Origin of the sequence: Sphingobacterium sp. Lzh-3, assembly GCF_046764375.1 — a bacterium.
In the GTDB taxonomy this organism is placed as follows: domain Bacteria; phylum Bacteroidota; class Bacteroidia; order Sphingobacteriales; family Sphingobacteriaceae; genus Sphingobacterium.
The window spans coordinates 4771389-4784696 of the sequence record NZ_CP177226.1 but is presented as its reverse complement, the minus strand read 5'-3'; the positions used below and the strand labels follow the sequence as shown (position 1 = coordinate 4784696).

9 protein-coding genes are annotated in these 13308 nt (G+C 43.3%); 4 read left to right on the top strand and 5 right to left on the bottom strand.

Translation table 11 applies throughout. The features are described from left to right. Nucleotides 1-91 precede the first annotated feature (91 nt). The 4 genes from ACLCDV_RS20175 to ACLCDV_RS20160 all read left to right on the top strand — a co-directional run bounded on the left by ACLCDV_RS20175 (nt 92) and on the right by ACLCDV_RS20160 (nt 5041). Complete coding sequence (locus ACLCDV_RS20175) at nt 92-862, top strand: DUF3050 domain-containing protein (protein ID WP_333574406.1); 771 nt, start codon at nt 92-94, stop codon at nt 860-862. 221 nt (nt 863-1083) lie between these two features. Continuing rightward, nucleotides 1084-2403, top strand: coding sequence for a TolC family protein (locus tag ACLCDV_RS20170; protein WP_411972086.1), 1320 nt, complete (start codon nt 1084-1086; stop codon nt 2401-2403). Continuing rightward, nucleotides 2403-3464, top strand: a complete 1062-nt coding sequence (locus ACLCDV_RS20165) for an HlyD family secretion protein (protein ID WP_317664518.1) — start codon at nt 2403-2405, stop codon at nt 3462-3464. The genes ACLCDV_RS20170 and ACLCDV_RS20165 overlap by 1 nt, the downstream gene beginning before the upstream one ends. Continuing rightward, nucleotides 3464-5041 carry a hypothetical protein gene (locus tag ACLCDV_RS20160; protein ID WP_411972085.1) on the top strand — a complete coding sequence of 526 codons (1578 nt, stop codon included), beginning with the start codon at nt 3464-3466 and terminating at the stop codon, nt 5039-5041. Before ACLCDV_RS20165 ends, ACLCDV_RS20160 begins: the two co-directional genes overlap by 1 nt. Here ACLCDV_RS20160 and ACLCDV_RS20155 read toward each other — a convergent pair. From ACLCDV_RS20155 to ACLCDV_RS20135, 5 genes are all read right to left on the bottom strand, one after another. Continuing rightward, entirely contained in the window at nt 5038-6543 is a 1506-nt protein-coding gene (locus tag ACLCDV_RS20155; protein WP_411972084.1) for a TolC family protein, read from the bottom strand. The genes ACLCDV_RS20160 and ACLCDV_RS20155 overlap by 4 nt on opposite strands. A gap of 128 nt (nt 6544-6671) precedes the next feature. Then, entirely contained in the window at nt 6672-9770 is a 3099-nt protein-coding gene (locus tag ACLCDV_RS20150; RefSeq protein WP_411972083.1) for an efflux RND transporter permease subunit, read from the bottom strand. Between the two features lie 35 nt (nt 9771-9805). After that, the gene (locus tag ACLCDV_RS20145) at nt 9806-10906 is read right to left on the bottom strand and encodes an efflux RND transporter periplasmic adaptor subunit (protein ID WP_411972082.1); all 1101 of its coding nucleotides are present in this window, start codon (nt 10904-10906) and stop codon (nt 9806-9808) included. Nucleotides 10907-11019: 113 nt separating this feature from the next. Then, nucleotides 11020-12396, bottom strand: coding sequence for an ATP-binding protein (locus ACLCDV_RS20140; RefSeq protein ID WP_411972081.1), 1377 nt, complete (start codon nt 12394-12396; stop codon nt 11020-11022). After that, complete coding sequence (locus ACLCDV_RS20135) at nt 12396-13076, bottom strand: response regulator transcription factor (protein ID WP_120336283.1); 681 nt, start codon at nt 13074-13076, stop codon at nt 12396-12398. Before ACLCDV_RS20135 ends, ACLCDV_RS20140 begins: the two co-directional genes overlap by 1 nt. Between the last annotated feature and the right edge of the window lie 232 nt (nt 13077-13308).

Sequence of the window (13308 nt, the reverse complement as noted above, 5' to 3'; positions counted from 1 at the left end):
GAAGCGGATAGCTGGGCGAAAAATTTATCATGTTACTGTAATCTCATCGAAAATACTTTTAAAAATAGAGATAAGACAATACTTTTGCGCCATGAATAGAATTGCGGAAATTAACGAATACATTGCTACCGAACGCGAGGTATTATTGCAACACCCCTTGTATCGTAAGATCAAAACGATCAAGAATCTACGTTCTTTTACAGAAGGGCATGTGTACGCTGTATGGGATTTTATGTCTTTACTAAAAGCTTTACAGATTAAATTGACCTGTACGACTTTACCTTGGTTTGCGAGTGAGCATCCATCAACACGCTATCTAATCAACGAAATTGTATTGGCTGAGGAATCGGATGAATACATTGATGGTCGTCGTTTGAGCCACTTTGAGATGTATCTGGATGCCATGGATGCTATGGGTGCCGATCTTCATCTGGTCAATAAATTTATTGCTCACGCCAAAAAATCGAGCAACATATTCGATGTCATTGCAACGACCACATTGGACAAGCGGATCAAGGACTTTTTGAATTTTACATTCGAAGTGATTGCTGAGGGCGAAGTGCATAAAATAGCTGCAGCATTTACATTTGGACGCGAAGATCTTATCCCGGGAATGTTTACCTCTATTTTGGAAGAAATTAAAACAAATTTCCCTACAGCCAATCTGGACAGCTTTATCTATTATTTTCAACGTCATATTGATCTGGACGGCGATGAGCATGGACCTTTGGCGATGCAGATGATCACAGATCTCGCGAAGGACGATGAGGTTAAATGGACGGAAATGAAGGAGATTAGTAAAGTTGCGCTACAAAAGAGAATACAGTTGTGGAATGCAATAGAAGATTCCTTATACGGATAGTTTGGTTTTATACCATCCGGAAAGGCCTTTCAAATCAACGTTTGAGAGGCTTTTTTTTGTGCTTTAAAAAAGGATATGGTAAGATCTTCTTGGCAGATATTGGTCTTTTTGATTGAATTGATGAAAAAATGTCTTTTTTCCATAACATATTGGCGTTTGTGAAGAAATCCAAGTTCCAATAAGTGTCTAAGTTTGCAACGCAAAAAAATTACATAGCACACGTGAACTTTTTTCCTCCCTATTGGGCAAAAGGCATACTAACCATAGGATTGTTAGTATGCGCTATTTCGGACACCTTCGCCCTCGATTCTTTGCGCATGTCCCTGAAAGACATGATCGACAAAGCACTACAGAACAGTAAATACATTGAGCAGTCTTATTTGCAGCTCAAAGAAACTGAGGTGGCGGTACAGCAGCAACGCATGGAGTTGCTGCCCAAGATTTCCGCCCGAGCTTCTGCTAGTTATGCGAGTAATATGCCTGTGTATGATCAGGGGCTTTTAAATAAACCCGCCCAGCATGATATCATTCATTACTTGTACGATAGCGGCCTGGATTTTTATCTGAACCTCTACAACGGGCATCGGGACCTGATGAAAATTGAGTCCAAAAAATTGGAAAATGAGCTGGCTAGAATCGATTGGAAGAATGCCGCGGCGCAGACGAAATTGGAGGTTTGCAATCTTTTTTTGGATTTGGAACTGTCGTATAGTAACCGATCTTTAATCGAGCAGGATATTGCTGATCAACGGGCACAGCTCAAGGAGATTGAGCATCTGTATAAGGCGGGTGTTGTATTGCACAGTGACGTCTTGCGTATTTCGTTGGAGCTTTCGAAGCGGGAACTGTTGCTCGTGCAGATCGGTCATGATATTCAGGCTGCAAATCAGAAGCTGCAGCTAATTGGTGGTATTACTGCGGAGATTGTGCCCCTGCCCGAGCAGTTTCAGGTGGAAAACCCCAGCTATGAAGCGCTTGTTGCCGAAGCGCGAAGCCATGCTTTTTCCCTCCTAAAATCCGAACAGGAAGTGGTTATGAAAAAGTTGTCGGTCAAACAGGCGCGATCAAATTATCTTCCTGAGTTGGGCTTGACCAGTACATTCACTTTTGCCAATCCACAGGTTTTCTTGTATCCCTATAACCCCAGCTGGTATAATCTGAGTATCACAGGGCTCAAATTAACCATACCGATCTCGGCAATTTATCTCAATAAAAACGTGGTGCGCGGAGCACAGATCGCCTTGGATCGACAAGAGGTAAAACACCATCATGAAGAGGAGATTCTGGAAAATCAACTATTACAGGCCCTGTTGGATTATCAATTGGCTATTAAGCAGCAGGACGTCTGTCAAAACAATAAGGCTTTGGCGCAGGAAAATGCACGAATTATAAAAAACAGGTATTTTAAATCATCGGCTTTGATTACAGATCTCTTAGATGCTGATATGCAATACCTAAAAACACTTTTTGATCTTGAAACCGCACATATTGCGCTACAGAAACATTATTATTTTATCGAATTTTTGAAGGGTACTATCTAATGAAACCTAAATCACGAAGAACAGTTGTGGAGGCACAACTCACTCGAATCACCAACTGGTTGGCTGGAATTGTCTTGTTGGCCTTGCTGTTATGGGGCGCTCAAGCATTATGGATGCGCTTGCGGTATACCTATACAAATGATGCACAGGTAACACAGTATATCAATCCCATTGTTTCTCGGGTGGGCGGATATGTGGTTTCTGTGCATTATCACGATCATCAATTGGTTAAACGGGGTGATACCTTGTTGCTTATAGATAATAAGGAATATAAATATGAGGCTGATCAGGTAGCGGCATCTGTGAATAAGGAAGCTGCAGAGATCAATGTTCTTCATAGTCAAAAGGAAATTCTCCAGGCGGAACATGAGTCTTTACGGACCTCAATTGCTGCCGGGGAGGCTCGGGTAACCAAGCAACAGTTGGAGTATGATCGCTATAATTATTTGTTTCAGGAAAAGTCTGCAACGGCACAGCAACTGGAGGATGTAAAAGCGACGTTGGATGTGTATAAGAGTGAGCTGGCTTCGTTAAAGCATAAATTACAGGCGTCACAAGAACGCGTGCATGATGTGGATATGAAAAAAGGTGTGGTGGATGCCGAACGTGTTCGTTTGACGGCAGCTGTCGGCCGTAAAAGGCTTGATGTTGGGTATACCGTTATTCGCGCACCTTACGATGGGCAGATTGGCAAACGCACAATTGAAAAAGGTCAAATGATAAGTGCTGGCGAAGTTTTGGGCTTTATCGTCAATAGAGAAACCCCAACCTGGGTAACGGCTAATTTTAAGGAAACACAACTGCGTTATTTGCATCTTGGCAATAGGGTTGAGGTGGTTGCTGATGCGTATCCGGATCAAAAATTCTATGGGAAAATTATTTCCATCTCCCCGGCTACGGGTTCTGCATTCTCCCTTTTGCCGCCAGATAATGCAACGGGCAACTTTGTGAAGATTGTACAACGCGTACCTGTGCGCATTGAGCTGGATAAGCAAAGGGGAGCCCAACAGCTTCTTTCAGGAATGAATGTGAATGTGTTGGTATCAAAAAATCAGAACTAGTGAAAGGAATTTTCAAAGAATGGGTGCCGGAGTGGTTGATCAAGCTTATCCTGTTTAGCAGCTTGATGCCGAGTATGGTCTTATTTTTCCTGCCCGGTGCAAATACAAATGTCACCGCTGGATTTTACGGCGCCCAACCCAGTGATGTCCAGTTCCTGATCATTTTGTTTTATGCTGGTTTTGTTGGATTCTACGTTTTAGAACGACGCTTTTTTTTATACTTTCCCATCAAGCAGTACTACATTATTTTTAATCTTCTCCAGCTCTTGAATTGCTTTTTGATGTACAGAATCACCGATATCAGCTGGGTATATGGCCTGCGCTTTTTCCAAGGGATGTTGTTTGCTTCTGCCGTAAACTTATCGATCTCCATGATATTCTCACGGTTGAAAAGCGATCGGGCTAAGGAAGTAAGTTATGCTGTCTTTTTCGGCATGTTACTCTGCAGCTCCCCATTTAATACTTTCGTCACGGCTGAATTTATCGATTCATTCAATTTTGATCAGCTCTATCTATACGCTGCCTTATCATTTGTACCCGGTTTATTGTTGATTATGCTGTCGATGCGCTCTATAAGGCATATACGCCCTTACCCTTTGTTTTCGTTAGACTGGGCAAGCTGTATTTTCTATAGCCTTGTGATCGTCAGTTTTGGCTATTTAATGGTGTATGGACAAGAAGTTTATTGGTTTAACGATCGGCACATGCTGATCATATTCGGGGTAGGTCTAGCGTTGCTTATTCTTTTTATTGTTCGGCAAATGGTGCTCCGGCGTGTGTATGTTCATTTGGCGATTTTTAAAAATAGGAACTTTCTCTTGGGCTTATTGATTTTGTATATGATGTATATCGAGCGCTTCTCCTTGACCATCTCAAATCAATATCTCGTACAGGTTATTCAACTTGATCCTATTCATTTGTCCTATATCCAGTGGTTTAATATTGCTGGTATCGTGGCCGGTGTTCTGGGCTCATTGTATTGGATGCTTGGGCAAAGGCTGGTAAAATGGATCTGGATTTCGGGCTATTGTTGCTTGCTGCTGTTTCACCAATGGATGTTTTTCTCCTTTGAGGGGCAGGGTAATGATGCGCATTTTTGGATACCTTTGGTTTTACACGGACTCGGAGTAGGGCTTATTATGGTGCCCACCATCTTATTTTGCATTACCAGTTTCAGCCCTCAATTGGGGGCTTCTGCTGCTGCGGTCTGTCTTGCTATCCGCTACCTGGGCTACACGAGCAGTATCGGTTTGCAGAATTTTTTCAAATTGTTTGAATCTGCCCAGCACCAACAGGTGTTTCGGGATCAAACGGAAGTGGGCAACCCCTTGTTTCGGGAGTACCTGCAGCAGGAATCCGCCGGCGTTTTAAACCATGGATTACAGTATAAGGAACATACAGCCGCCTTAAAGCTCGTTGCTGAGCGGGTCAAGATCCAATCCTTTGTGCGCTATGCCATGGATTATTATGAGATCATGTCCATGATCAGTATCAGCGTACTTTTGCTGATACTGATTTCGCCTTCCTTGAAAAGTATGTATAAGAAGTTGAGAAAAAACAGAATCTCCCCAGCTTAGATCTCCTGAATATCCCATATCCCGGCTGTGCGTTGGAGTTCAACCAATGCTACGGCATAATTGTAACGGGCTTCATAATAGCTAAGCTGGGTATCATTGTAGGTCCGTTGAGCATTTAAAACTTCCAGTAGGGATGTTTCGCCTCTTTTATAGCTGTAAACCTTTCCTTCCAAAATTGCTTTTGCTTCCGATAGCATAGCGCTGTCAAATAGCTGTACCTGTTTTTGAGCGGCCTGGTAGGTTAGGAACGCTTGCGTAACTTCGATCTGAATGCGTAGGAGTACATCTTGATAGGCAACCTCGTCCTGATCGATCTTAAATTTTGCGGCTTTAAGATCGCCCGTTTTAAAATTTGAGAACTTTAAAGGAATTGAAATACCTGCATTTATAGCCGTAAACTGAGGCGTTGGGGCAGTTTCATTTCGTGCTTCTCCATTATAGGTAACGCCAAATGAAAGTCCGAGGTCTATAGCCCGGTTGGCCTGCGCCAATTGGAGCAGACGCTGTGACAGCTGTTTGTTTTGTAGGGCAACTTTTAGATCGCTGCGGTCATTTTGGGCTACTCTGACCAGTTCATCTAAGCGGTATGCCCGGTCCAAATGATCGAAAGCATCTGGGGGTACCCCCGTTGTCGTAAGGGAGTTGTCTGCCATTAATAGGGAAAGGTTTACAAGGGCGGATTTCCAGGATGCTTCTGTTGCCAGCAACGTATTGTGCATATTGGCGGCCTCCAATTTAGATTGGCGGAAATCTATTTCAGGGATGCTCCCCAATTTATAGCGGATACTATCCGATGTGGCCAATTGCCTCAGTTGCTGATAGGAATTTTGGTTTATTTTCACCAATAATGCCTGCTGTTTTGCTGTTAAAAATGCAAGTGTAGCGTCGGCACGTAAATTTCGGAAATAATCTGCTAGCAATAAACGGGTTACCTCGGCTTCATCTTTGGCCAGGTTTATCCGGGCTTTTCGTTTAGCCCCCAATTCCAGGGTCCATGCAATTCCTGCATTATAGCCCCGCCCCAGTTGTTTTGTACGTTCACTATTATCAAAAATGCCCATACTAAATTCAGGGTCAGGAAATACCCTGGCGCTAATAATATTGGCTTCAGCAATGCTGAGGTTGAATTTTTCGGCGGCGTAGCCCAGATTATTTTTAGCGACTGTATGTATAAATTTTGAATAATCAAGTTGCTGCCCTGTCGCTTCTGACACGCTGCTATTCCTATCCTGAGCGATTGCTGTATGGTATAGCGCGAGTATAAAAAGAATACAGGTAAAGCTTTTCTTTGTTAAAATAGGTTGTTTGTTCATGATCATCGACTTGTTCTGAATGTTCTGTTTTAGTGATTCTTTTATAAAAGTACCAGGGCGCTCTTGACACCTGAAATAAGTCGCCCGGGCTATTCGTAAGCCCATTCCGTTTGGATCCCCTGCTTCCTGGTTTGAGCAAACCTTCAGCAGATGTGATAGCTGTGCAGGTTTGGCTAAAGGCTTTTCCATGTTCAGGTGGAATCCACTCCATGTTCAGGTTGTATCCACTCCATGTTCAGGTTGAATCCATTCCATGTTCAGGTTGTATCCATTCGAAACAGCAGAAAGCAAGCTGTTTCAAATGGATGAATTTGTATTTATTCTACGGGGTCTTTTTGTGTGGTGCTGTTACGTTCTAAAAGATAATAGAGTGGGGGGAGCACAAATAGTGTCAGGATAGTCGAAAATAGTAGACCATAAACGATTACCGTTGCCAAAGGGCGTTGCACATCCGATCCAATCCCTGTTGCTAGTGAAGCCGGAAGCAAACCAAGAATAGCTACCGTAGCGGTCATCAAAACGGGACGAAAACGATTAAATGCTCCCTGTGTTACCGCTTTAAGCAACGGCAGCCCATTTTTACGCAGTACATTCATCTGTGAAAGCATCAAGACACCGTTTTGTATAGCGACACCGAATAAGGCAATAAAACCGACTGCTGAGGAAACGTTTAGCGTCATGCCGCGAACATGGAGTGCGAGCATTCCGCCAAAAAGTGCCAAGGGTACGATGCCCATCAATAGACCTGCTTGTCTAAATGAACCAAATGTGCCATACAATAAGATAAATATAATGGCTAATGTCAATGGGACGATAATGGCAAGACGCGTATAGGCACGTTGTTGATTTTCAAATTGTCCGCCCCATTTTAACGTAATTTTATGTTGGTCATAGTGTATATTTTTGGCAATGGCCTGCTGTGCTTCAGTGAGGAATGTCCCTAGATCGCGACCGCGAACATTTAGACGGACCGTCAACTGTCGGTTGTTACGTTCGCGTGAAATCATACTTTCTCCGGTATTGAGTTTAATAGTGGCGACCTGGGCTAGTGGAATACGGTTTCCATTTTCGGGATACAGCATTAAATTGCCGATTTTTTCGGGCGAATTCCTGTTTTCCTCCTGATATTGACAGGTAATATCATACACTTTGATTCCTTGATAAACCTGTGCAACGGCTTTTCCCCCGATAGCGATCTGGATCAGGTCAGTCACGTCAGCGATGTTCAATCCGTATTGCGCTATTTTATCGCGATCGGCGATAATCTGCAATTGCGGGAGTGGTGGCTCCTGATCAATGGCCAGATCGACAGCTCCCTTCACTTGTTGGAGTGTTGTGATCAGTTCCTCGGCGACCCGTCGGGTTTCTTTTAAATCATCGCCGAATATTTTGACAACGAGCTCACTATGGGCGCCAGCGATTTTATCCATGACCCCGTCGATCATGGGTTGGGAAAAAGCAACATTGAAGCCCGGCATTTTCGCATATTCTGCTGCAAGCTCATTAATCAGATCTTCCTTGGTTTTCCCCCATTTCCATGTTTTGTAAGGTTTTAATCCCACACTAACTTCGAAATGGGAGGGTGTCCAGGCGTCGGTACCATCGTCGTTACGCCCCGCCTGAACCATGACATAGGAGATCTCATCGTGTTTAAGTGTGCGGGCACGTAGGGTATCACTCATTTCTTTTGACTTTTCTACTGTGATGCCCGGGGGAAGTGACACTTGAAGCCAGATCGAGCCTTCATCCAACGACGGAAGAAAGTCCTTGCCAACGGAGGCCGTGAGCAAACCTGTGGCAAGCAATACAATTGCCAATGGAATAAAAACTTGTTTGGGAGCCTGCATAACCTTTTCTATCGCCGACTGATAAGCCGTAGTCAATTTTGCCAACCATTTGCTGTGAAAGATTTTTTGGGGTTTGCGATAGATCAAATAGGCCATCCCGGGTATAAGCACAAGAGCGACAGCCAAGGCACCGAAAAGGGCATAACCCACGGTATAGGCCATCGGCGTAAAAAGTTTTTTCTCGACGCGCTCAAATGCGAACAGGGGAAGATAGGCTGTAATAATGATCAGTGTCGCAAAGAATATGGGTTTGGCGACTTCAGCAATTTTCTGCGCAACAGTTTTTTCCTGCAGGAGACCTTCTGGTTCATCTTCTCTTTTTTTAAGAATGGTTTCCAGTACAACGATGGCTCCGTCTACAATAATCCCAAAATCAATTGCCCCTAAGGAAAGCAAGTTGGCGGGAATATGGGTGAAATGCATCAGAATAAAGGCAATCAACAAGGACAATGGAATGGTAATGGCCACCAAGAGTGCGCCACGCCAGCTGCCCAGGAAAATAATAAGGACAAAAATAACCAAGATCATACCTTCGAGAAGGGTTTTGGAAACGGTATGTAGGGTATTGTCGACCAAACTGGTTCTATCGAGCACGACATGTATTTTTACGTCTTCCGGAAGAATCTTTTCGTTTAGTTCCTGGACCGTTGCATTTACACCTGCCAAAACATCAGAAGGATTCTCATTTTTTAATAGCAGGACAATACCTTCGATATTGTCCGAATAATTGGCCCCGCGTTTATCCGAATATCCTAAAGCCCCTTTCCGTGCTAGATTTCCAAGTTTGATCTGACCGAGGTCACGCATATATATCCGATTTCCGTTGGTGGATTTTACGACGATGTTGCCCAAATCATCCAATGTCTTGACCAGACCGATGCCACGGATGACGTACGACTGATCTCCACGGTTCATCACACTGCCGCCGGCATTGGCATTATTGCTTTCGATCTTGGCGACAACTTCGGCAAGCGAAATTTCATATTGGTCAAGCTTTTTCGGATCCAGTTCCACTTGGAACTGTGTGGTGATTCCCCCAAAATTAGTTACATCTGCAACGCCCGAAACCTGCTTGATTTTGGGAATAATAACAAAATTTTGAAGATCCGTCAACTGGCGTAAATTGTGGGTTTTACTTTCAAGAATATAACGGAAGATCTCACCTGTGGGGGAAGTCAGCGGATCTAATCCCGGACTGGCACCATAGGGCAGGGATAAATCAGCTAGACGCTCCTGTATACGGGCTCTCGCCCAATAATCTTCAACACCATCTTTGAAGACAATCGTGACCATGGATAAGCCAAAAGTGGTTTTACTGCGCATTACTTCCATCCCCGGCAATCCATTGATGGCCTGTTCGATCGGGATGGTGATCTGCTGTTCCATTTCTTCGGCAGCTAAGCCCGGTACCTGGGTTACGACCTGTGACGATACATCAGCGATATCAGGGTATGCCTCAACCGAAAGTTGTCGCCAGGCATAGTAACCGAAAAAGCCGATCAATAGAAAAGATGCGGCGATTACCCATCTCTTTGCAATGATATGGCCAATCAATTGTTTAATATTCATGTGTTTCTATTTTAAAAGTTGAAAGCCTGAGCCCATCATAAGCCGGGTGTTAAATAAAAGGCACCTTCAGCAACAATCTGTTCCTGCGGAACCAGGCCTGTTAAAATCTGGATCGCATCACCTTCTGTTACGCCAGTAGTAACATAGCGCTTGACGAAGGTATTGGACGATGTTTTGACCCAAACAAAACTCTTATCGTTAAATTGAAATACAGCTTTTGCCGGAATGAAAAGTGTCGGAGTCATCTGCCGTTCGAATTCGGCGTTGACATACATCCCTGGTTTTAAAGCACGATTAGCATTTTCACAGGCAATGAGGACCTCAATATTCCGGCTTGCTTCGTCGACAAATTGGTTGATATGGATAATTTTTCCGGGTATTTTTTTAGTAGGGAGCGCATCTACGCTCACTTCAACACGCGCAAGTTGATCGATTGCCGGCAAGTCCTTTTCTTTGATGTAGGCCGAAACCCACACGTTTGACAATTCGGCAATGCGGAGTAATGCCGGAGCGTCTTCTTTCGTGTACTGCCCCAGTACAATCGAACTACTCAAAATTTCGCCTTGAATAGGTGAACGAACAAGGAGAGGCTCACCGAGAACACTATGGGGCGGGTTGCTGTCGAATATTTTTAAGGCGGCAGTGGCATTTCCAAGCGCAGCATTGCTCGTCGCAAAATTTGTTTCTGCTTCTTCGAGTTCTTTTTTAGAGCCAACACCATGCGCGATCAGATCTTTTTGGCGTTTTAACATATTCTCGGCAAACATAAATGCTTGTTTGGCGTCAAGGTAAGCCCTTTGTGCCTCAAAATAGTCGGATGAACTAATTGAAAATAAAGGCGTGTTGATGGCAACTTTTTGGCCCAGTTTCACGTGGGATTTGACAATTCGTCCAGCAAAAGGGACCGGAATCTCCACATAACTGCTGGGAATAATCTTCACTGTAGCAGCTGCATTTAGTTTCAGTGCATGTTGTGCATGGGTCGTCGTAACAAATTTGAGTTTCGATAACAGGGACGTGTTTTCACTGACGGTCACGGTGTCTCCAACTGCGCTGATGGCCGGAGATTGGTTGGGGCTTTCGTGAGACTGGCTGTTGCAAGCTTGCAGCAACAGCAGTACAGGGATCCAATTCATGTACCTCAAGGATTGGTTCGAATAGTTGATTGTACGGTTAATCATACCGCAAAACTATCCACCTGCTCCCGATAAGCCGGTTAGAGGGGCCTTAGAAAAAAATTAGAATTTTATTAGAATAATGAACGATGGGGGATATCAATGCTAAAAACACTTCCAACGCCTTTTGCCGAGCGGACGCTGATCTCGCCTTGATGGAGAAGCACGATTTTTCGGGTAAGCGATAAACCGATACCATTTCCCTCGCTATAATCTTTGTTGTTTCCACGATAGAATGGCGTGAATATATTGGGCAGATCGACCGGGTCAATGCCTATTCCGTCATCTTTAAATTCCAGCTGAATCCTATTTTCATCCGCCTTGATAGCGATTAGGCATTTTTGATTGGGTGAAAATTTACAGGCATTTTCAATGAGGTTGACAAAGGCGACCTGCAACAGATACTCATTGGCATTGATGGATAGAAGTTTTTCATCTTCAATCGCCGGATCGACAAAAATGTCGAGTTTATAATTTGGACTTGACTGGAGAACCTGCTGGCATGCATCAATTAGTATTTCGTCTATACGTAAGGTTTTAAACGCGATTTCTGAACTGTCGTAACTTGCTTTGGCAAAATCAAGTAAGCTATTAAATAACTTCTTCAGTTTCTGTGCATCATTGAGCGTATTGTCGATGACAGTTTTATACTCCACTATGCTACGGTCCTTATTGGCAGAAATCTCGAGTTCTGCAATCATGGCGGCCAAGGGCGTTCTTAGCTCATGCGAGATATTGGAGACAAAATGCTTTTGGGCATCAAAGGAGTTCTCGAGGCGGTCGAGCATCGCATTGAATGTACTCGCCAATTCGGAAAGCTCGTCTTTATTTCCGCTACTCGTAAGCCTGGCATCCAAACTTGTCGCAGAAATGGTTTTTACACGTTGTGTCATTTCCAGGATAGGTTGAAAGACCTTTTTGGAAAAGAATATTCCTGCTGCATAGATCAGAAATATAGACAAAATGAAAACCAAAAGAATCGTAGATAACAGACTATTGAGTTTATTGTAGCCGTATTGATCATAGGCTGCGGCTGTGATGATGTAAGTTTTGTCTTTATATGGAAAGGTTATGCCGATGACCTGCCATTTTTCCTGATAAAATCGTATTTCTTTATTTTTGAGAATATCCTGCAGCATGGCTGCTGTCTCTTTGACAAAGTCGATATCTACGGCATCATGATACAAGAGATCAAAACGGGTGTCGTAAATTGCCACCTCGACTTCGTTGAGGATTTTTCGGTTGTTGTGGTAGATATCTTCTAAGGTCTTTTTGTCGACTTTTGCATTCAAAAAAAGGTTTGCTTTGGTGTAAGCTTCTTTTTTCAATAGGGCGTAAAATTCTCTTTCCCGATTCTCCACCGCTGAAAAATATACTTTACAGGCAAATACCAGCAATATGGTGGCTGTAATCAGCGTGAACAATATGGAGATTCGTATCCTGATTCGCATTAGTCTTGTTTTAGAATAAAGCCCATTCCGGATTTGGTATGGATATATCTGGTTGCAAAATCTTTGTCGATTTTTTTACGTAGATAGTTGATGTAAACATCAATGAAGTTGGTTCCGGTGTCGAAATGCGTTTCCCACACTTTTTCAGCAATTTCCATTCTGGAAAGGACACGCTCGGGATTTTGTAATAAATAATGGAGTAACTTGAACTCTTTGGGGGTCAAATGGATTTCGACAGTATTCCTTTTGACGCTTTTGGTATGGAGGTTCATTTCCAGGTCTCCATAACGCAAAATTGTTCCCGTGAGTGTATCTTGTTTTTGATATCTTTTGAGCAGGACTCTGATGCGGGCTAGGAGTTCGCGCATTTCAAAAGGTTTGACCAGATAGTCATCCGCTCCGGCGTCAAAACCCTCAATTTTATCGTCTGTAGTTCCTAATGCTGTTAACATGATAATGGGAACATCGGGTTTGATATGACGAATTTCTTTGCAGAGATCCAATCCATCCATCTTAGGGAGTACGATATCGGTTATGATAAGATCAAAGTCGTGTTGTAAGGCCATTTTCTTTCCAGATATGCCGTCGTAGGCAATAGCTGTTTGAAATTCATTTTCATCAAGTCCGCGTTTGATCAATCCTGCGACACGTACGTCATCTTCGACTAGGAGAATCTTCATATAAAGAAAAACGTTAAAAACTTCGATTCATCGAAGTTTATCTATGATACCAAATCATGGGCTATCCATGCATTGTCCCTACAAATGTATCAAACTAAGCTAAATTTACACGGATATGCAAATAAAACTTTCTGGATTTCATCAGGCAGCACATACGGATAAACTGAAAACCAAACTGATTGCGCAAGTGCATGCTTGGTAATGGAAGATTATTCGAGATCAAAAAATATTT